This is a genomic window from Methylomonas rhizoryzae (assembly GCF_008632455.1).
In the GTDB taxonomy this organism is placed as follows: domain Bacteria; phylum Pseudomonadota; class Gammaproteobacteria; order Methylococcales; family Methylomonadaceae; genus Methylomonas; species Methylomonas rhizoryzae.
Genome location: NZ_CP043929.1, coordinates 3,022,864 through 3,042,252 on the forward strand (window position 1 = coordinate 3,022,864; position 19,389 = coordinate 3,042,252).

The window sequence follows — 19,389 nt, forward strand, 5'->3', positions numbered from 1 at the left end:
TTTAGATTGTTTTTCGTTGTACGATGAGATGCTCTTTCAACGGATTATTTGGATCCAATGCGTCATCCCCTTGGTAATAACGCATTTGTTCTACAGAGGGCAACAAAAACTCGTCGGCTGCAGCCGTTGCACGCCAACCATGCATTGAGGAGGCTTCTTTGGAATCGAACGACTTCAATACGTATTTTTGAATTGCATGCTCTAAACTCAACACCAGATAGTGGCGCATTTTAAAGTCAATTGGATACGGACGAATCCCATTAAATTCTATTACGTGGCCACCGTTTTTACACAAATTGACAGACGCTGCTCGGCAACGCCTATTATTTATAAGTTCTTTAACAGTCTTTTTAAATCCCGGCCACTGAGATAACGGCTGTTTTTTCCAAGCATTTAAGCGGTGAGGATGTTGAGGGGCGAAAGGATAATACCACCGCATGGTATTTTGAAAATCATCTGATTCGTGGTGAGGAAATTCTCTAACCGGCAAAAAAGTATACTCCATAAAATTAATGGCATTATACCCTTTCTTATCTACCCTCTCTATCGCTTGAGCCAATGTTTCGCTAGAATCAGGTGGAAGTCGAAATTCATCAACATCGGCGTGAATAAACCAATCCGCTTCTAATTTATCTATAAGTTTTTCCTTTGCGAGCAATTGCTTTTTTAATTCAAACTTACCACGACGCGGAATAATGTCTAATCCGATTAAATTTTTATCGAAGTAGGTTTTTGCAATATTTACAGTATTATCAGTAGATTGATTATCCAATAAGTACACGTATATGCCATGATAAAAATAATGTTCCAAGCAGGCTTTAATAAATCGCTCTTCATTATAACTGGCAATAATTGCAATTATTTTCACAAAACAGATCCAATCTATTATTTTATAAAAAATCTTGAAAAAATATTATTTGACACTGACGACTTTACAATGTTACCGTCCGAATCCAACCCACTAATAAATTTATAATTTTTATCAATTCGATGCCATATTGGCTTGCATATTTCCCAAGTTGTGACAGCTTCACTTGGCGTGAGAATATTATTCCATCGCCCGAACGATGACGTATGAACTGTTTTTGTAGTATTAATTTTCGGATCTTCTATACCTTTATTTGATGGCTTATCTAACTTCAATTGCGACTCTTCAAAAGACTCACCTAAATAGCTCATCAACCGTGAAACAACCTGTTCCGGAAAAGAAACCAGTTCTTCGTAAATAACCCTAATATATCTATCGCTTGCAATCTCCTCATAAGCCAACCCAGCTTTCATATAATTAATGTAAAAATCAATTTTTTGATTAAAATTAGCCGGCACAGACTTATCGAACTCCATTTCCTTCAATGATGCTAATGTATCTAACGGATTTCTTACAACATGAACAAAGTAAAACGACTCTTTTAAAATACTTTCCCAATAGTTTAAATATATGACATTTGAAGGGCATTTATCAGCCCAACGCACCTTATTAGCTTTATTTGCAGCGACCTCATGAAGTTTTACAAAGCCATTTCCGAAAATATTTATCACATCTTCTTCCTGAGCCAAATTTCGCGCCGTATTAAAAAATCTTATATTTTTTAATTGATCATCTAATCGGTAGTCGTTAAATAAATCCTCAAAAAACTTCACCTCTGATCCGCAATGTATGCGAGAGTGATTGTTTAGTATCCGTCGCATTAGAGTAGTACCGCTACGGGGACATCCTCCTACTATGATTGGCCTTGAATTTTTCATAAATAAAGTCCAATGAAACAAGCTAACAGACAAACTAAGCAAAATTGCCGCATAATCATTCGATAGCTGTCAAACTTGTACCGGAACGGTAGTGTTAGATTTAATGGATTCATTGGTATTTCGTATTTTTGAAATAATTTGAATAAACGCAACAATATGCCAAGGCAAATCAAAGTAAGATAAACTTAAAAATGCTCCTCCAACAAAATAACCTATTAAAGTAACTTGAAGCATTCTAGCCAAAAAATTCACTGCTTCGTATTCAGATAATCCATCGGTATTCCTAATTAATTCTTTTAGCTTCTTCCAGCTAAAATAAAAAATGGATAAATACATTAGTAAACCTATCCAACCATGATCCGCCAACACACTAAAATAGATACTATGGGCCGCATGAACATCATTCGGATTTGGCGCATACATGGCAAAAGTAATCGGGCTCCAGGATTCAAACCCCAAACCTAGCAAATGGTTATTAGCAACATTAAATGCATATTCCCACGCATTGATTCTACCCATCGCTGAAGCATCGCTTTCATAGGTGTTAATAGTATTCATTCGTTCTTGCCAAGACTCCGGCATAAACATAAACAATAAAGCGACAGCTACTGAAAACAAGAGTCCGTAAATTATTTTCTTATCGCTTTTAAGCCAGAAGAATACCAATACAGCGCCAAAAGCAACTAGTGCTCCACGGGATTGGGTACCAATTGCGCCAATAAAACTTGAAACAATTGAAAAAATTAGAATATACTTTATAAATTTGTTATTATATATTTTATGCAAATAAACCATTATTGGTATTATCATCAGCGCAGCTACTGCTAATTCGTTATTTCCCTCAATAAAACTACCCGCAGGCCCCCATACTCGATAGCCACCACCGGTAAGAACGGTGAATACTCCGCCTTTTACTGAATAATATCCTATTGATAGCACAATAACACTCAACAACTGATTTAATTTATCCAAATCCGTTATCAGCATCAACGTCAAGAAAACAACCAACTGTATTTTAATTACTTTTATATATTGAGCCCAAGCATCCTCAAAAAAGAATGCAAATAACGTTGAAACCCCCATAAACAATACAAACGAAAACCATATAAAGATTATCGTATTTAATGGGGGTTTACGAACCTCCTTTGATACCAGCATTGACAGCATCAAAGTCAATGCGGTAATCTGCGCAAATGGCATACTAAATGCGAAACCGTATGTCAACCGATGGGGATTCATATAACTAAGCCAAGACCATAGCAATATACCGATATATGGCCGCCTTAACGTATACAAACAACCTATCAATACAATCGACGTAACTATAATATCACGCATAAATGGCAATATTAGCCTTATATAATTTACAAACCACCTTTCTGATAAAAACAAATCATCCTTGCCATAAATGGGATAGGAGATTTATCCCATGGCATCAATCTTGGTAATTGCCAAATATCGCTTTTTCTATCCGCAGTGGCAGATGCCGTAGACACCGCTGCTTTATAATTTGCATTTTTAACTATGTCCACATCGGCATTAGTGTAATCTAATTCAGGTTTTCCGTTTGGATAGGCGAAAAGAGAAATTTCTCTATTCAATAACCACTCTAAATAACGTTTATTATCGTTAATTTCCATTTTCGCTTGATCCGAATCTAATTTAGCTAGAATTGGATGATTAACTGTATGCCCACCAATATCCATGCCATTTTTGGAAAGCTCGACTACTTGGTCGTTAGTCATCATTAAATCATTTGGTAACTCACCACACTTTTCACCTATTAAGTCGCAATATTGTTTTCGCTTAACAAAGTCTAAATGTTTTATTTTTCTAATTATAGTTTGCGCTGCGTCATATCTTTCTTTTTCGCTATTTAATTGATAAACGCCCAAGTCTAAACTCTGTAAGTCTAAAACATTATTTGGAAAACATCTTATCGCTTCAATTATGGTATCGTTCCACATCCGTCCGCCATTTAAAAAACCACTAGCGACAAAAAATGTAGCAGATAATCCAAAGCTTTTCAAAATTGGAAATGCATTATTGTAATTATCAGCATATCCATCGTCGAAAGTAACGCAGACAGCACGGGAAGGTAATGAGCCTTGTTGTAAACGTTCTATAGCATCCGGTAAAGATAGAACAGTAAAATGCTTGGCTAACAATTCCATTTGCCAAGAAAATGCGGCCTTATCTATTTCGTCAGACCGCATGTAATCCGGTTTATCCAACACTCGATGGTAAATCAGAATGATTAATTTTTTTTGTTTTCCTGCTCCGCTAGCTAATGCAGCAAACGGCCTCATCAATTTTAATATAAGGTCATTTATCATTAATTTATTAACTAGATTGATAAGTTATCGTAACCATTCGACTATATGATTTTGCAAATCATCAACTTGATCTTCTTTCAGTGCAAAACCGCTAATCGTTGCTCCGACATCAATTACACTCTGCTTTGTACCCGACAATAACGGATGCCAATTTGGCAACGACTTCCCATCGGACAAGAGACGGTAGGCGCATGTGGATGGTAACCAATTATATGTAGAAAAATCATGTTGTTTGAGATCTATACATTCCGGCACACGCTCCGTGCGCTCATCGTAACAAGTGCACTTACAGGTCTTTAGATCGATAAAATTACAAACAACATTTGTAAACGCTATTTCCCCTGTTTCCTCATCTTCCAACTTTACTAAACAACATTTTCCGCAGCCGTCGCATAAAGACTCCCATTCGTCCATTGTCAACAGACTTAATGGCTTAGTCATCCAAAATTGATTCATGCTACTCAGGATTTATTTGTTTCAATTGATAATTTAATACTACCCAGGCTCCGAATATTGCTAATACCGAAGATAACATTAGCAATAAAACAAATTCTGAAAAGCCTAAGTATAAAAGTTGGAATGAACTATTGTATAAAGAGGATAGTTGCTCCACCGGTGATTCTAAAATTAGCAAGATAATCGTTACTATAAGCCATGCCGAAAAGCCTGCAATAAATCCTAGCCAAAATCCGGTATACAAAAACGGCCTTTGGATAAACGCGTGAGTTGCCCCTACTAATTTAGCAATGTAAATTTCTTCTCGACGATTATGTAATTCCAATCGGATTGTGTTTCCGGTAATAAATGTAACGGCAAATCCTAATAGAATTGCTACCAAGGATACACCCCGGCCGGCAATTTTGATAATTGCCTGCAAACGCTCAACCCATTGCATATCTATTTGTGCAAATTCTACTTCCGGCAGTTTTTGCATATCAACCAATAATTCGTTAATTTCTTTTATACCTTCTATTGAAACATTAGGGTTAATTTGAACTAAATGCGGTAATGGATTACTACTTATAATAGTCAGAGCTTCTCCAAACTCGCTATTGGCTTTGAATTCTTCCATCGCACGCTCTTTACTAATAAAATTCGCCACTCCAATACGAGTATCTTTTATTAATTGGTCGGCTAGTTTTTTACCCGCGACGTCTGATACGTCCTGTCTTAAAAACAAAGACATTTGATGGCTGGTTTGCAGAGCACCAGTAATTTGTTGCAAGTTTGCTACACCGATATAAAAGCATCCTGCTAATGCTATCGTTACAGCCAACACTAAAACAGTCATTGCCGAGGTTATCGGTTTACGACTGAGACGACCTAAACTGGAAAACAGGCCATGCGCATGATTTAAAACATATGCTTGGAATTTTTCAACCAAGCGATCTCCGGCGCGTTTGCGACGTATTTGCTTCATGATTAATTCGCGATTAAACGGCCTTTATCTAAATTCAACACTCGATAGTCCATTCGTTTTAATAATTCAAGATCGTGGGTTGCAATTAATACACTCACACCCACTTGCATAAACTGCTCAAACATTTGCATCATTTCTGCCGATAAATCCGGATCTAAGTTTCCGGTTGGCTCATCAGCTAAGATTAATTTCGGTTTATTAACAACTGCCCGGGCTATACCCACTCGTTGCTGCTCACCACCGGATAGCGACAAGGGATATTTACGCTCTTTGCCAAGTAAGCCAACTTTATCCAACGCCGCGCGCACCCGGCGGGAAATTTCTCGATGCGCATATCCGGAAACTATAAGCGGTAATGCGACGTTATCGAATACAGTTCTATCGTTAAGCAATTTGTAATCTTGAAAGATCAGCCCTAACTTTCGCCTTAAATAAGGAATCTTTCGTTCATTAGCCCTACTTATATCGGTTCCGTCAAAAATCAGATTACCACGCGTGACTTGTTCCATCATGGCGACCAACTTTAACAAGGTACTTTTTCCGGCTCCTGATCGCCCAGTCAAAAAAGCGAACTCTCCCGCTTCCAGCGTAAAGCTAACGTCGATTAGCGCATCGCCGGCATCAGAATAACGTTTGTAAACGTGGTCAAATCGCAGCATTTCGTTATTCTGAAACAAACAAAGCCTCTACAAAGGCTTGGGCGTCGAAATCTTGCAAATCGTCGATTCCTTCGCCTACCCCGATGAAACGTATTGGAATCTTCAATTGGTTAGCCAACGCAAAAATTACCCCACCTTTGGCCGTACCATCCAATTTGGTTAATGCCAAACCGGTTATACCTACCGCATCATTAAACAAGCGTGCTTGCGATAAGGCGTTTTGACCCGTTCCGGCATCCAGCACCAATAAAATTTCATGCGGAGCACTCGCATCAAGTTTAGCCATAATTCGTTTTATTTTCGCCAATTCATCCATTAAATTGGATTTGGTGTGTAATCGGCCGGCTGTATCCGCTATCAAAACATCGATTTGTTTGGCCTGAGCGGATTGCAAGGCGTCAAAAATGACCGATGCGGAATCGGCACCGGTATGTTGCGCCACGACTGTTACATGGTTTCGTTCGCCCCATGTTTGCAATTGTTCAACGGCAGCTGCCCTAAAGGTGTCTCCCGCCGCCAACATCACGCTTTTTCCCTGCGCTTGTATGCGGTGAGCCAGTTTACCGATAGAAGTAGTTTTACCCGCCCCATTTACCCCGACAACCAAGATAACAAAAGGCCCCGGCTTATCGATAAGCTGTAATGGCGCACTGCACGGTTGCAACATATCGAACAATTTTTGTTTCAACGCAATGCTTAGTTGCCCCGGATTTTTTATTTGTTCATCCGATAAGTTATCGCGCAAATATCGTACAATCTGGGCAGTAGTTTCCAGGCCTAAATCCGCCATCAGCAAACTGGCTTCGACATCGTCCAAGATTTCCTGAGTCAGTTTGTTTTGCGCCAAACCCAAGTGACTAAACACATCGCCGATACTACTTCGCGTCTTTTTTAATTGGGTGCGCAGTCTGAAATAGAGTGGCTCTGCGGATTCGGGCTGCTTTTCAGCCTCATAATCGATAGCCCCTACGTCGGTTTCAAGCGCTTGCTCTAATACCGCCTCGCTATCCGTGTGCGACGATAAGCTATAACGACTGAAGAACAGGATGCCGAACAAAGGTAACGCTATCAACGCCGCGCCTATATCGTGAGTCAAACTCAGCAGCAACGGGACACCGTGCTTGACGCTAAAGATACCGGTAACCACTTCTACCAATAACAGTGCACTGAGCAAAACCCCGCTCCGCCGGACTCCGGTTGGGTTGGTTTCCGAGGTTGCCGACAACATCGCAACCGATAACATCAAAAATGTAAGCAGCCCCCCCATTCTATGCAACGCATGAATGGCTTGTTTACCGGCGGCCGACATATCGCCGGCTGAGCCTATGGCAAGATTGAACCCGTCTGCAATTGTGCCGTTCGGAAGCCATTCACCCTGACAGCGCGGAAATTCCTGACAAGCTAATGCTGCATCGTTGGCATTAACCCAAGTACCCAGCCAAATTTGAGCAAACACTATCAACAGCGCAACCAGACTGATTCCGACAGGGCCGTTAGTCATCTCCCTTCGTCTGGCAGTCGAATGCGTTCGCAGCAACAACCAAACTGCGTTCCAAGCAATAACATAAGTTGTCATTATTAACGCAGTTGTGATAATCGGCATTGCGCCGGTTTTTACTACCATCATCTCTAGTGCCGACGCCACTAGCGCAAGAGTTACAATAGCCGCTGAAAATCCTAATGCCGGCTTACGCTCCTTCGCTCCGAGCAAGGCCGATAACGACAGCAGTATTGCCGTCAAAAGCAAGCCGCCCAATAGGTATCGAAACGCCATCGCTTTCCATGCCTTTGTCGAGTCCGAAGGTGTGCCAGGATGCGATTCGCTGCCGGCTGTCGGAATATCGCCAAACAAAAAACTCCCGTAACAGGTAGGCCAATCAGGACAACTCAAGTCCGCATTGGAATATCGGACGTATGCGCCCGTTAAAATGGCAAGAAAGGCCAGCATCGTGCAAGCCCACGATAATTTTCTAAACATGATTAACCAATTTGTGAAATTCTAAGGAGTTTGCTCAAGTCGTCGCGAACCTGATAAGGATCGTAACCCGCCGAATAATGCATCATTAAATTTCCTAAAGGATCCATAACCAGCAATACTCCCGGTTCACCTTGCGGCAAACGCTTTAATAAGAGTTGTAGTGATTCGTTCGGGATTGCTTTTAATAAGCGCAAATCGCTAGCCCAAGGATCGCTCATCGGCTGTTCGAAAGGTCGGTAGATCAACGCGAGGCGTCTGATTCGGGCAATGTCTTTTCCCATCATCAAGGTTATTTGCTGGGTTTTATATAAACCTTGCTGACAGCCCTCATTGCAACCTTCGTTAGGCAACAAATTTATTAACACCCAATGGCCTTGCAGTTCTTTCAAGTGTTCCGCCGAAAATTCGTCGAAGCCGGAAAATTGATCCGGCGCGGTCACAAGCGGCGGGTTAATAAGAGTGCCGTGATTGGTACCTAACTGTACGGCATTCGGATGTTTCGCCAGGTAAAAGGCAATGCCGAAAGGAATCACCGACATCGCAAATATGACGAGTATCGTTAGCCGATTTTTTTGTAGCCGTTTATCCACTGCGTTGTCTGAAAATTGTCCAAAGATAAAGCGCAGTTAAGGTCAGCGCTAAAATAAACCATTGTACTGCATAGCCGATGTGTTTTTCAGGCGGCATGTCGTTAACGGTTTTCCATACTCTCAAGTAGCCATCCGAGTCGTCGGCAGACAGCTCTAATTGAAACGGCAATAGGCGGTAACCCAGCGTATTCGTCAGCACTTCGGCGTCTACGAGTTGTAAAACCGACGGCCAGGTAGCTGAGGGTGTTTCAGCACCGGCCAATTTATAGCCTACGCCCGGAAAGCGATTCACTCGAGCTCTAACGGTTCTATCGTTTTGGCTTACGCTAATTTGCGGGAGGCTATTTCTATTTCCGTCCGGCAAAGCCAGCCAACCTCGATTGACTAAAACCGCGCAATCGCAATCGGCAATAATTAACGGGGTTAAAACAAAATACCCCGGTTTGCCGTTATGAATCTGATTGTCCAATAGAAATTGATGCGCGAAATCGTAACGGCCGCGGACAACAGCTTGTCTATATCGTATGCGCTCCGGCTCGCTATGCGTTAACTCGGAGAAACTTAATGGCGATAGTTCTTGAGCAGCCATTAAATGTTGTTGCAACTGTCGCTTTTGCTCCGCTCTATCCAGTTGCCAAAAACCCAACCGGCATAACACCACGCTTAAAGCCAGGTACAATAAAAGACCGGGCCACTTTATCGAAAAACTATGTCCGAACAAATTAAGCTGCATGCTTTCTTTTTATTAAGATTTAAGGGAAATTACCCAAAAAGCGGCCCCTTTTAGCCAACTCGGTAAAAAATGATTGAATATGAGTATTAAATTGATCGCTCTGGTAATTTTCGGCGGCATAGTCATCAGCCTTGGTATTGCACTGTTTCACTTGGTGAAAGGCAAAGACGCCGAAGAATCGCGTAAGACAGCGCAAGCACTGACATTTCGCATTGGCCTCTCTTTAGCTTTATTTGTATTGCTGTTCCTAGCTTACGCCAGTGGACTGTTTCGCCCGAGTGGCATCGGCACTCGAATGCAACTTTCGCACGACAACGCTATTAGCGAAACTAAAAAATAAAAGCTCGGGCAAAAAAAAAGCGCGAGCCTTACGACTCGCGCTTTTTCTATCGCGCCGAATTACAGCAGATAAACGAATACAAACAATCCCAGCCATACTACGTCAACGAAGTGCCAATACCAAGCGGCCGCTTCGAATGCGAAGTGATTTTCCGGTTTGAAATGACCTTTCCAGCTTCGAAACAGCACCACCGACAAAATGATGGCTCCAACACAAACGTGGAAACCGTGGAAGCCGGTTAGCATAAAGAAGGTTGAACCGTAGATCCCGGAGCCCAAAGTCAAGCCCATCTCATGATAAGCCTCATAATACTCACTGGCTTGCAAAGCCACGAACAAAAAGCCTAAGCCTACTGTCGCCAGAAGGCCTTTAAGCAACTGCTGGCGATTTTGCGCCAACAATCCGTGATGCGCCCAAGTACAGGTCACACCACTAGTCAAAAGAATCAACGTGTTTATAAAAGGTAAACCAAAAGCACCCATAGGCTCGAAATCACCGCCGACTTTACCCGGACCATTGGTAGGCCAACCGCCTTCGAACGCAGACCACAACACGTCGTGAGTCGCACGGCCGGGGCCGCTATCGAAACCCGTTTCACCCAACCAAGGCACGGACAGGTTCCGGGTATACCAAAGCGCACCGAAAAACACCGCGAAAAACATCACCTCGGAAAAGATGAACCACATCATCCCCATACGGTAGGAAATACCCACACCATGGTTATACATGCCGGATTCGCTTTCAGTTGCCTGCAAGGCGAACCAAAAAGCCAACATTGCAATAAATGTCGCAAAACCGACCATCATCATGCCGGAGCCTATAGACGCTCCGTTGAGATAGTTAGCGAAACCCGCCAACATCAGCATTAAGCCCCCCGTAGCCAAAACAGGCCACACGGCTTTATGCGGGATGTAATAAGCGTCATTCGTAGACATAGCCTTCCCCTCTATTTAGTTTTGATATCGTAAGTTCTGTCAAAAAACGTGTAAGACAACGTGATTGTTTTATAGCGCTCCGGCAACTTTGGGTCCACCACGAAACGGACCGGCATCACTTTTTTTTCCTGTGCTTGGAAAGTTTGCAATTCGAAGCAAAAACACTGCACCTTTTTAAAAAACTCTTCCGCCAAACCGGGACTGATGCTGGGTATGGCTTGCGCCTTTATGGCACCGGGCAATACGTTCTTCGCAAAAAAATTGACCGTGTAATATTGCCCGGGACGCACTTTGAGGCTGCGGGTTTCAACGCTGAAATCCAGCGGTGTCGATTCGTTTACCGAAGTGATGAACTCGACCGTAATCTCCCGCTTGTCGTCGACCTCAAACGCAGTATCCGCCTCTTTTGCTTCCTGCAATTTGACGTTTTGCCCGGTAATCTCACATAGCACATTATAAATCGGTACTAGGGCATAACCGAATCCGAACATCAACACGGCAACCATGACTAACTTCTTCGCTAGCTTATAGTTGCGATGTTGCAGTTCATCGCTCATTGCGAGGTGGCCTTAATTACCGCCATGATGTAAATGGCCAAAGCGATTGCGGCCAATAACACCGCGGTCAATATGTTTTTTTGTTTGGTATCCATAATTGCCGGTCCCCGAAGCGGGCGATTATCATCGACACGCACGGGGATGTTTATCCAGTGAAAAAGCCCGCTTAAAAATGTTCGGTTGGAATCACTTCAGGGGGGGTAGTGAAGGTATGGTAAGGAGCCGGTGACGGCACAGTCCATTCCAAGCTATGTTTGCTGGCATCTTCCCATACTTCGTCGGTGACTTTTTCACCGGTACCGCCGCGGATGGTATCAATCACGACATACAAAAACAGCAACTGGCTGAAACCGTATATGAACGCGCCGATACTGGATACCATATTCCAATCCGCAAACTGGATTGCGTAGTCCGGAATCCGGCGAGGCATACCCGCCAAGCCTAGAAAATGCTGCGGAAAGAACAGAATGTTCACCGAAATGGCAGACAACCAGAAGTGCAATTTGCCTATTTTTTCGTTGTACATATTGCCGGTCCATTTAGGCAACCAGTAATAAGCGGCCGCCTGCAAGATAAAAATGGAAGCCGGTACTAAGGTGTAATGGAAATGGGCAACAATGAAATAGGTATCGTGGTATTGAAAGTCGACAGGAGCGACCGACATCATCAAGCCGGTAAAGCCGCCCATGGTGAACAGCACGACGAATGAAATCGCGAACAGCATCGGCGTTTCGAAAGTCATGGAGCCTTTCCACATCGTAGCGGTCCAGTTGAACACTTTCACCCCGGTCGGAATCGCAATCAGCATCGTCGCATACATAAAATACAACTCGCCGGCAATAGGCAGACCGACGGTGAACATATGGTGTGCCCAAACGATGAACGACAGGAAGGCAATCGCGCCGGTGGCGTAAACCATGGATGAATAACCGAACAACGGCTTACGGGCAAATACCGGAATGATGGTGGAAGCTACCCCGAAAGTCGGCAGAATCATCACATACACTTCCGGGTGACCGAAAAACCAAAAAATGTGTTGATATAAGACCGGGTCGCCGCCGCCGGCCGCATCGAAAAAGCTGGTCGCAAAGAATTTATCGGTTAACAACATGGTTACCGCACCGGCAAAAACCGGCATGATCGCGATCAACAAGAACGCGGTGATCAACCAAGTCCATACGAACAACGGCATTTTCATCAACGTCATGCCTGGCGCGCGCATATTGAAGATGGTTGCGATGACGTTGATGGCACCCATGATGGAGGAAATACCCAACAAGTGCACGGAGAAAATCGCGAACGGAAAGGCTTTACCGGTTTGCAGCACCAACGGCGGATACAGCGTCCAGCCGGAAGCCGGGGCGCCGCCCTCCATGAATAAAGTACTCGCCAACAACAACACCCCGGCTACCAACATCCAGAAGCTCATGTTGTTCATCCGCGGCAGCGCCATATCGGGCGCACCTATCATCATCGGAATCATCCAGTTGGCCAAACCGACGAACGCCGGCATGACAGCGCCGAATACCATCACCAAGGCGTGCATGGTGGTCATGGAATTAAAGAACTGCGGGTCGACGAACTGCAATCCGGGCTCGAATAACTCCGAACGGATGATCAAGGCCATCGTACCGCCAACAAAGAACATCACCAACGCGAAAACTAAATACAGCGTACCGATATCTTTATGGTTGGTGGTAATTACCCACCTTAAAGGCCCTTTCATCGGACCGTGATCGTGGTGATCGTGGTGATCATCATGTTCAGCTACAACAGCAGACATAGTTTCTTACCTCAACAAATATTGAAAAATGGTTTAAACGACGGGTATGAAAACTTATTCATCGTCATCCCATTTAGGAGTGATTTGGTTGGGTTGAATTTCATCACCCACACTATTGCCGATATCAGGCGAGTTGCGGATATAAGTAATCAATTCCGCCAATTCGTTGTCGGGCAGTTTGCGGAACGCGGGCATTTTGCTGGTACCGGCTTGAATAAATCCAATCAACTGATCCATGTTTCCGGTAACTTTTGCACTGGCGCGTAGCGCGGGATACCAGCCGCTGATGCCCTTGCCGTCGATTTGATGGCAAGCAACGCAATTTTTCAAGTAAACGGATTCGCCTTTGGTCATCAACACGGAACGGCTTTCTTCGCTCAAGTCGACCGGTTTGTTTTGCTTGTCTAAGGTCTCTTTAACCCAAGCGTCGTAGCGGTCTTGTTCCATTGCAATCACGACTACCGGCATAAAGCCGTGGTCGCGTCCGCATAACTCGGTGCACTGACCGCGGTAAACGCCGGGATTTTCGACATAGGTCCAGGCCTCGTTGATGAACCCGGGGTTAGCATCTTTTTTCCAGCCTAAATCAGGCACCCACCAGGAGTGAATCACATCGGCAGCGGTAAATAGGAAACGGATTTTCTTTTTCGTCGGAATAACCAAAGGTTTATCGACATTCAGCAAATAGTTGGCAACCGTACGCGGGTCCATATCGCTGACGCGGTGAACCTTTTCGCTCGCTTCGTCCAGATGGCTTTCGAAATGAATACCGTTATCCAAATATTCGTAGTCCCAGTACCATTGTTTACCGGTGACTTTAATCGACATATCGGACTCTTGGACCTTATCCAGATCGATCACCGCTTTGGTCGCCGGTATCGCCATGCTGACCAGGATTAAAGTCGGGATGATGGTCCAAATGATTTCTACGGTGGTGTTTTCGTGAAAAGTGGCTGCTTGATGTCCTTTCGACTTGCGGTGATGAAATATCGAGTAAAACATGGTGCCGAACACACCGATGCCGATAAATACGCAAATCCAAAGGATCAGCATGTGTAAGTCGTACAACTCATGACTGAGTTGAGTCACCCCTTGCACTAGATTAAGTGTGTAGTCCGCGTGCGCAGCTTCAAGGCTTAAGGCCGTTAAAACCAAACAGGCGAGCAGTTGCTTTGTTTTCTTCACGGAGCAGCCTCCTCGATTGTAGTTATAAACTTGTATGCGTAAATTCTTATTCTTGATTTTCAGCCTGCAATCGGGCAGACAACGCTTCCTGGTAGTAAAAATATCACAAGATAACCTGCAAATTTTAACCCATCGGTGTTTCTTAAACCAGAGGAGCTTTTCCCTTAGGTCCAATTTCCACAAAAAAAACCCGCGAATTACAAGTAATCGCGGGTTTTTGTTTCTCAATATAAAATAATATTTTTACTTTAAGACGGCAGAATAGCCTTTGTCGAAGGTTGGTATGTGTTTATCCAACCAGGATTTAACCATTTGCCCGACGTCATCGGTCACATCCGCCTCGCCTGCATGAAATTTCTTCTGGAGATCCGCACAGATACCCACCAAAGCATCGTGTTCGGCTTTGTGGGCATCGAAACCGGCGTAACCGGCCGCCTGCATTTCTTTTTCTTCATGCGCGAAATGATCGACCACATAGGCAATCAACGCATCCAGCGAACTGCCGATAGTCGACCGAGCTGCCCCACCGATCGCATCATCGTACAATTTATTCAATAATCCGAACAAAGTTTGGTGCTCCTGATCGGCAAACCCTACGTTGGTTCCATATTGCTCAGCAGTCCAAGTGATCAATGCCATTGCGTACCTCCGCAAAAATTGTTGTTATGGAAGTTGCATTTTCGACATTATTCGGGAGGTAACTTTTGATCTAAATCAATAAATTATGTCGGTCAAACTTAAGTGCTCGGCAAGTTCCCCGAAATTGGCCGTCCGTTGATGGGGCAACACCCCCAGCAAAGGCGCGTCGAGACGGCTGTGTAAATATTCCAAATTCGCGTTGAACGCCGGCATGTCGACATCCAAAGTAACCGCTATCCATCCGGCCAAGCGCAGGTTGGCCAATTTTACCGCCTGCGCGCTTAAGCAAGCGTGGTTGATACAACCCAGCCGCATACCGACCACCAAAATTACCGGCAATTGCAAAGCAAGCGCCAATTCGGCGTTATCCAGCGCCGCGCCTAGCGGCGAAAGCCAACCGCCCGCGCCTTCTACAACCACCCAATCGACACGCCCGGCTAATTCGGCATAGCAGCTTTGCAACACTTGCAGATTTACCGGGGTAGTGCCGCACGCGATGTGCGGCGAAACCGCTAACTCGAAGGCATAGGGATTGACTTTTTGATAATCCAGCGCGGCGGTACCGAAACGCTGCAGCAACAACGCGTCCCGATTCTTCCAACCGCCTCCATCCCACTGGCAACCGGCCGCTACCGGTTTAAATCCGGCCGTCGTATATCCTTTTGCCCGCAATGCCAGCAGCAAGGCAATGCTGGACCACGTCTTGCCGACGTTGGTATCCGTACCGGTTATAAACACCCCCGCGGCCATGGTTAGCGCTCGGCCGCCGCGAACAAAATTTCGTAACTGGCCACGATTCCGGGCTCCGTCATCAGAGCCTGATAGTGCTCTATCATGGCATTCAATCGGGCTTTAGTGGTGATTGTCCGTATTGGCGCTTGCTTGATTTGATTCGCGCCCAAACCTTTTAACTCATGCATCAAAACATCGACGCCGGGATAGCGGGACCGGTAAAGGACGGATTGTACGCTCACCCGCTCAAATCCTGCACCAGCCAGTAACGCTTCGGTCTGCACCGCGCTCGGAAAGCTATTGACGTGACGACCGGCATCCACCCGCGCCCAGGCCGCCTTGAGCTCCCGCAAGGTGTCTTGACCGAAAGTGGCGAATACCAACCGTCCGGACGGCGTTATCACCCGGCGCAGCTCGGAGAATGTCGCCGCCAGATCGCCGACCCATTGCAACGCCAAATTGGAATAAATTTGTTGAAAACTGTTGTCGGCAAAAGGCAAACGTTGCGCGTCGGCGCAGACATAACCGGCGTTCCCGAGCGGATATTTGCCGCGCGCCGTTTGCAACATAGGCATCGCAATGTCCAACGCCAACAACTGCTCCGCCCCACCGCCCGTCAACATACGACCGGTCAAAAATCCCGTCCCGCAGCCCAAATCCAAGCAATTACCCAGACCGGCCTGCAGCGGGTAACGCCGCATCAATTCCAAACCGACCTCGCGCTGCAGGGTCGCTAAGCGGTCGTAACGGCTTGCGGCCACGGCAAAAGAGCGCGCGATTCTGACATTGTCGGATACAACGCCTTTCATAAATGACTCACGATTAGTTCGACCAGCTCATCCGCATGGGTCAAGAAAGGTAAATGCCCCGCCGACGCTAAAACGCTCACCTGCAATCTTGGATTCAGTCGTTTTAGTACTGTCGCGCAGGCAACCGGAATCAAAGTATCTTTATCGCCGAATATCAAGGCGGTCGGCACCTGATTTTGCAAGAGAAAACCGCGCAAATCGGCAGATTTCAGTATTTGCAATCCTATTGCTAATGCGGCATCCGCCGCAGCCGGGCATTCCTGCAACGCTTGTTTCAGAACATTCAAGAGCACTTTACCGTGGGGTAAACCATTAACCTGCAAGGCTAAAAATCGCGTCAAGGTTTGCTGCACGTCGCGCCTAAGCAAATCGGCAAAAGCCTCCAGGGTATCCGGCCTGATGCCCGGCCAATCGTCGGCTTGTACAAATTTCGGATTGCCGGCCAGCACCACCACTTTATCGACGCGTTCCGGGAAACGCTCGGCCATCGCCATGACAAGTGTCCCACCCAAGGACCAGCCAAGTAAATGGCACGACCGCTCCGGAATGGCCCGCATCAGCACCTCGCAAATCTCGTCCAAATCCGTTGCGCCGCACATCGCGCTGCGGCCGTGCCCCGGCAGGTCCAGACAAATGACTCGGTAACGTTGGGCCAAGCGTAAGGCGAAATCCCGCCACACGCCGCTGTGCATCGCCCAGCCGTGCAGCATAACCAACGGTGGGCCGTTACCGTAAATTTCGGAATAAACTTGCGTCATGTCAGCGACCGGCTTAAAGCCTCGAGCAAGGCGTCGATGTGCTGGTCCCGGTGTGGCGCGGATAAGGTAATCCGCAGGCGGGCAGTACCGTCCGGGACGGTAGGCGGCCTGATCGCCGAAACCCAAAAACCCTGTTGCAGCAATTTGCCGCTGACGGCGCTAGCGAGCCGGCTGTCGCCCAATACAACCGGCTGTATCGCCGTTTCGGACGGCAACACGTTCAGATTCAACTGCGCCGCACCGGTGCGAAAACGGCGGATCGATGCGTGTAAACGTTCGCGCCGCCATGCTTCGGTTTGCAACAATCGCAAACTGGTTCGGGTCGCTTCGGCCACTGCGGCCGGCAGCGCCGTGGTAAACACATAGCTGCGCGCTTTTTGCAGCAACAATTCGATCAGATCGGCAGAACCCGCGACAAATGCGCCGAAAGTACCGAACGCCTTGCCCAAGGTTCCCATCAATATCGGCAATTGTTGCTGGCCGAGATCGAAATATTCGGCCACGCCGCCGCCCTTGACCCCCAACACGCCGAAGCCGTGGGCGTCGTCTATCAGCAATCCGGCCTGATATTTGTCGGCCAGATCGGCTAAGCCGCGGACGTTGGCGATGTCGCCGTCCATGCTGAACACCCCGTCGCTAACCACCAGCGTTCGGCCGCCGGCAGCTTGCAGCCTGCGACTCAAATCTTGTAAATCCGCATGCCGGTAGCGCTGAAAGCGCGCTCCGGACAACAGCCCGCCGTCCAGTAGCGAGGCATGATTCAGCCTGTCCTCTAAAACACTGTCGCCTCGCTGCAGCAAACCGGCGATCACACCGATGTTGGCCATATAACCGGTCGAGAACAACAACGCCCGTTCGCGGCCGGTGAATTCGGCCAATTCTTCCTCCAAAGCGTGATGCGCCGCGGTATGTCCGCAGATCAAATGCGCGGAACCGCTACCTACGCCGTAGCGTTCAGCCGCCTGCTGAAACGCGGCAATCACTTCCGGATGATTCGCTAACCCTAGGTAATCGTTGCTGCAAAAATTGACGACCGACTTACCGTCAACGATGACATCGACGCCTTGCGGACCATCCGAAATTCGGCGCGCCCGCAACAAGCCGGCGTCGCGCAATTGGTGCAACTGCGGGGCGAAATGGTAAAACGGGTTGCTCATTCAGGCGTAGCTGGAACCGCCCATCCGCAATCCCAAGCGATCGAACAACTGCCGGTCGCTATTCGTCATCGGATTATCGGTGGTCAACAGCTTATCGCCGTAGAAAATCGAATTGGCGCCGGCCAGAAAACACAAGGCTTGCATTTCGTCGCTCATGTCTTTACGCCCGGCCGATAAGCGCACCCGCGCTTCCGGCATCATGATGCGGGCAACCGCAACGGTTCTGACGAACAGCAAAGGATCCAGCGTATCGGTGCCGTACAAAGGCGTACCTTGCACTTGCACCAGCATGTTGATCGGCACGCTTTCCGGATGTTTGGGCATATTGGCTAATTGCAACAACAACTTAGCCCTATCGGTTTCGGACTCGCCCATGCCGACGATGCCCCCGCAACAAACATTGATGCCGGCGGCGCGCACCCTATCCAAAGTATCCAAACGGTCTTGGTAACTGCGGGTGCTGATGATTTCGGAGTAATAATCCTCCGAGGTATCCAGATTATGGTTGTAATAATCCAAGCCGCCGTCTTTTAACGCTTGGGTTTGCTTATCGCTCAACATACCCAAGGTCACGCAGGTTTCCATGCCCAAAGCCTTGACGCCTTTGACCATTTCCACCACTCTTTCGATGTCGCGGTCTTTGGGGCTACGCCACGCCGCACCCATGCAGAAACGCGAAGCACCTTGCGCTTTGGCCCGCTCGGCGGCTTGCAATACGTCGGCAACCGGCATCAGCGCCTCCGGATGCAAGTCGGCATCGTAACGGGCGCTTTGCGGGCAGTAACCGCAATCTTCCGAGCACGAACCGGTTTTAATGCTTAACAAGCTACTGACCTGTACTTCGTTAGGGTCGAAAAACCGCCGGTGCACGCTTTGCGCTTCGAACAGTAAATCGTTAAACGGCAAAGTGAATAAAGCTTCGACTTGTTCCAAACGCCAATCGTGGCGGACGAATGCGTCGACTTGAATACGTTCCTGGCGGGCGGTCATCTGCTAATCTCCGAATTGATGCAAAGCGCGCAAGCGCACTTA

General features: G+C 46.7%; 21 protein-coding genes. 1 reads left to right on the plus strand and 20 read right to left on the minus strand.

Annotated features, from left to right (window positions below; genetic code table 11):
* Window position 1 precedes the first annotated feature (1 nt).
* The 10 genes from F1E05_RS13470 to F1E05_RS13515 form a co-directional block, all read right to left on the minus strand.
* Window positions 2–868: a glycosyltransferase family 2 protein gene (locus tag F1E05_RS13470; protein ID WP_190303141.1), complete on the minus strand. Its 867-nt coding sequence runs from the start codon at window positions 866–868 to the stop codon at window positions 2–4.
* Window positions 869–885: 17 nt separating this feature from the next.
* Window positions 886–1,746: a sulfotransferase family protein gene (locus F1E05_RS13475; RefSeq protein WP_150049286.1), complete on the minus strand. Its 861-nt coding sequence runs from the start codon at window positions 1,744–1,746 to the stop codon at window positions 886–888.
* A 69-nt stretch (window positions 1,747–1,815) separates the two neighbouring features.
* On the minus strand, window positions 1,816–3,084 hold the full coding sequence (locus F1E05_RS13480) for a putative O-glycosylation ligase, exosortase A system-associated (RefSeq protein ID WP_150049288.1): 1,269 nt from the start codon (window positions 3,082–3,084) through the stop codon (window positions 1,816–1,818).
* A 26-nt stretch (window positions 3,085–3,110) separates the two neighbouring features.
* The gene (locus tag F1E05_RS13485; protein WP_150049290.1) at window positions 3,111–4,082 is read right to left on the minus strand and encodes a polysaccharide deacetylase family protein; all 972 of its coding nucleotides are present in this window, start codon (window positions 4,080–4,082) and stop codon (window positions 3,111–3,113) included.
* Between the two features lie 24 nt (window positions 4,083–4,106).
* The gene (locus F1E05_RS13490; RefSeq protein WP_150049292.1) at window positions 4,107–4,538 is read right to left on the minus strand and encodes a YcgN family cysteine cluster protein; all 432 of its coding nucleotides are present in this window, start codon (window positions 4,536–4,538) and stop codon (window positions 4,107–4,109) included.
* Window position 4,539: 1 nt separating this feature from the next.
* On the minus strand, window positions 4,540–5,502 hold the full coding sequence (gene ftsX, locus F1E05_RS13495; RefSeq protein ID WP_150049294.1) for a permease-like cell division protein FtsX: 963 nt from the start codon (window positions 5,500–5,502) through the stop codon (window positions 4,540–4,542).
* A gap of 2 nt (window positions 5,503–5,504) precedes the next feature.
* The gene (gene ftsE, locus F1E05_RS13500) at window positions 5,505–6,161 is read right to left on the minus strand and encodes a cell division ATP-binding protein FtsE (RefSeq protein ID WP_150049296.1); all 657 of its coding nucleotides are present in this window, start codon (window positions 6,159–6,161) and stop codon (window positions 5,505–5,507) included.
* 4 nt (window positions 6,162–6,165) lie between these two features.
* Complete coding sequence (ftsY, locus tag F1E05_RS13505; RefSeq protein ID WP_150049298.1) at window positions 6,166–8,139, minus strand: signal recognition particle-docking protein FtsY; 1,974 nt, start codon at window positions 8,137–8,139, stop codon at window positions 6,166–6,168.
* Window positions 8,140–8,141: 2 nt separating this feature from the next.
* Complete coding sequence (locus tag F1E05_RS13510; protein WP_150049300.1) at window positions 8,142–8,729, minus strand: hypothetical protein; 588 nt, start codon at window positions 8,727–8,729, stop codon at window positions 8,142–8,144.
* Complete coding sequence (locus F1E05_RS13515; RefSeq protein ID WP_150049302.1) at window positions 8,722–9,462, minus strand: SURF1 family protein; 741 nt, start codon at window positions 9,460–9,462, stop codon at window positions 8,722–8,724. The genes F1E05_RS13510 and F1E05_RS13515 overlap by 8 nt, the downstream gene beginning before the upstream one ends.
* Window positions 9,463–9,541: 79 nt before the next feature.
* Between F1E05_RS13515 and F1E05_RS13520 the strand changes: the two genes are divergently transcribed.
* A complete protein-coding gene (locus F1E05_RS13520) occupies window positions 9,542–9,802 on the plus strand; it encodes a twin transmembrane helix small protein (RefSeq protein ID WP_150049303.1) in 261 nt (86 codons plus the stop codon).
* Window positions 9,803–9,861: 59 nt separating this feature from the next.
* Here the strand turns inward: F1E05_RS13520 and F1E05_RS13525 are convergent, their stop codons facing one another.
* The 10 genes from F1E05_RS13525 to bioB all read right to left on the minus strand — a co-directional run bounded on the left by F1E05_RS13525 (window position 9,862) and on the right by bioB (window position 19,347).
* Entirely contained in the window at window positions 9,862–10,737 is an 876-nt protein-coding gene (locus F1E05_RS13525) for a cytochrome c oxidase subunit 3 (RefSeq protein ID WP_150049305.1), read from the minus strand.
* Between the two features lie 11 nt (window positions 10,738–10,748).
* Window positions 10,749–11,294, minus strand: coding sequence for a cytochrome c oxidase assembly protein (locus tag F1E05_RS13530; protein ID WP_150049307.1), 546 nt, complete (start codon window positions 11,292–11,294; stop codon window positions 10,749–10,751).
* A 166-nt stretch (window positions 11,295–11,460) separates the two neighbouring features.
* Window positions 11,461–13,077 (minus strand): cytochrome c oxidase subunit I, encoded by a 1,617-nt coding sequence (ctaD, locus tag F1E05_RS13535; RefSeq protein WP_150049309.1) that lies wholly within the window; start codon window positions 13,075–13,077, stop codon window positions 11,461–11,463.
* A 54-nt stretch (window positions 13,078–13,131) separates the two neighbouring features.
* Window positions 13,132–14,262, minus strand: a complete 1,131-nt coding sequence (gene coxB, locus F1E05_RS13540; RefSeq protein ID WP_150049311.1) for a cytochrome c oxidase subunit II — start codon at window positions 14,260–14,262, stop codon at window positions 13,132–13,134.
* A gap of 243 nt (window positions 14,263–14,505) precedes the next feature.
* A complete protein-coding gene (locus tag F1E05_RS13545; RefSeq protein WP_150049313.1) occupies window positions 14,506–14,901 on the minus strand; it encodes a bacteriohemerythrin in 396 nt (131 codons plus the stop codon).
* 75 nt (window positions 14,902–14,976) lie between these two features.
* Entirely contained in the window at window positions 14,977–15,651 is a 675-nt protein-coding gene (gene bioD / locus F1E05_RS13550; protein ID WP_150049315.1) for a dethiobiotin synthase, read from the minus strand.
* Between the two features lie 2 nt (window positions 15,652–15,653).
* A complete protein-coding gene (bioC, locus tag F1E05_RS13555) occupies window positions 15,654–16,442 on the minus strand; it encodes a malonyl-ACP O-methyltransferase BioC (protein WP_150049317.1) in 789 nt (262 codons plus the stop codon).
* Window positions 16,439–17,200: a pimeloyl-ACP methyl ester esterase BioH gene (bioH, locus tag F1E05_RS13560; protein WP_150049319.1), complete on the minus strand. Its 762-nt coding sequence runs from the start codon at window positions 17,198–17,200 to the stop codon at window positions 16,439–16,441. The genes bioC and bioH overlap by 4 nt, the downstream gene beginning before the upstream one ends.
* On the minus strand, window positions 17,197–18,357 hold the full coding sequence (gene bioF / locus F1E05_RS13565; RefSeq protein ID WP_150049321.1) for an 8-amino-7-oxononanoate synthase: 1,161 nt from the start codon (window positions 18,355–18,357) through the stop codon (window positions 17,197–17,199). The genes bioH and bioF overlap by 4 nt, the downstream gene beginning before the upstream one ends.
* Window positions 18,358–19,347 (minus strand): biotin synthase BioB, encoded by a 990-nt coding sequence (gene bioB / locus F1E05_RS13570; RefSeq protein ID WP_150049323.1) that lies wholly within the window; start codon window positions 19,345–19,347, stop codon window positions 18,358–18,360.
* Between the last annotated feature and the right edge of the window lie 42 nt (window positions 19,348–19,389).

What these genes read in the sequence shown, in the direction of transcription:
- F1E05_RS13475 (WP_150049286.1), bottom strand. Translation starts at nt 1,746, where the DNA reads ATGAAAAATTCAAGGCCAATCATAGTAGGAGGATGTCCCCGTAGCGGT.
- F1E05_RS13480 (WP_150049288.1), bottom strand. Translation starts at nt 3,084, where the DNA reads ATGCGTGATATTATAGTTACGTCGATTGTATTGATAGGTTGTTTGTAT.
- F1E05_RS13485 (WP_150049290.1), bottom strand. Translation starts at nt 4,082, where the DNA reads ATGATAAATGACCTTATATTAAAATTGATGAGGCCGTTTGCTGCATTA.
- F1E05_RS13490 (WP_150049292.1), bottom strand. Translation starts at nt 4,538, where the DNA reads ATGAATCAATTTTGGATGACTAAGCCATTAAGTCTGTTGACAATGGAC.
- ftsX (WP_150049294.1), bottom strand. Translation starts at nt 5,502, where the DNA reads ATGAAGCAAATACGTCGCAAACGCGCCGGAGATCGCTTGGTTGAAAAA.
- ftsE (WP_150049296.1), bottom strand. Translation starts at nt 6,161, where the DNA reads ATGCTGCGATTTGACCACGTTTACAAACGTTATTCTGATGCCGGCGAT.
- ftsY (WP_150049298.1), bottom strand. Translation starts at nt 8,139, where the DNA reads ATGTTTAGAAAATTATCGTGGGCTTGCACGATGCTGGCCTTTCTTGCC.
- F1E05_RS13515 (WP_150049302.1), bottom strand. Translation starts at nt 9,462, where the DNA reads ATGCAGCTTAATTTGTTCGGACATAGTTTTTCGATAAAGTGGCCCGGT.
- F1E05_RS13520 (WP_150049303.1), top strand. Translation starts at nt 9,542, where the DNA reads ATGAGTATTAAATTGATCGCTCTGGTAATTTTCGGCGGCATAGTCATC.
- F1E05_RS13525 (WP_150049305.1), bottom strand. Translation starts at nt 10,737, where the DNA reads ATGTCTACGAATGACGCTTATTACATCCCGCATAAAGCCGTGTGGCCT.
- F1E05_RS13530 (WP_150049307.1), bottom strand. Translation starts at nt 11,294, where the DNA reads ATGAGCGATGAACTGCAACATCGCAACTATAAGCTAGCGAAGAAGTTA.
- ctaD (WP_150049309.1), bottom strand. Translation starts at nt 13,077, where the DNA reads ATGTCTGCTGTTGTAGCTGAACATGATGATCACCACGATCACCACGAT.
- F1E05_RS13545 (WP_150049313.1), bottom strand. Translation starts at nt 14,901, where the DNA reads ATGGCATTGATCACTTGGACTGCTGAGCAATATGGAACCAACGTAGGG.
- bioD (WP_150049315.1), bottom strand. Translation starts at nt 15,651, where the DNA reads ATGGCCGCGGGGGTGTTTATAACCGGTACGGATACCAACGTCGGCAAG.
- bioC (WP_150049317.1), bottom strand. Translation starts at nt 16,442, where the DNA reads ATGAAAGGCGTTGTATCCGACAATGTCAGAATCGCGCGCTCTTTTGCC.
- bioH (WP_150049319.1), bottom strand. Translation starts at nt 17,200, where the DNA reads ATGACGCAAGTTTATTCCGAAATTTACGGTAACGGCCCACCGTTGGTT.
- bioF (WP_150049321.1), bottom strand. Translation starts at nt 18,357, where the DNA reads ATGAGCAACCCGTTTTACCATTTCGCCCCGCAGTTGCACCAATTGCGC.
- bioB (WP_150049323.1), bottom strand. Translation starts at nt 19,347, where the DNA reads ATGACCGCCCGCCAGGAACGTATTCAAGTCGACGCATTCGTCCGCCAC.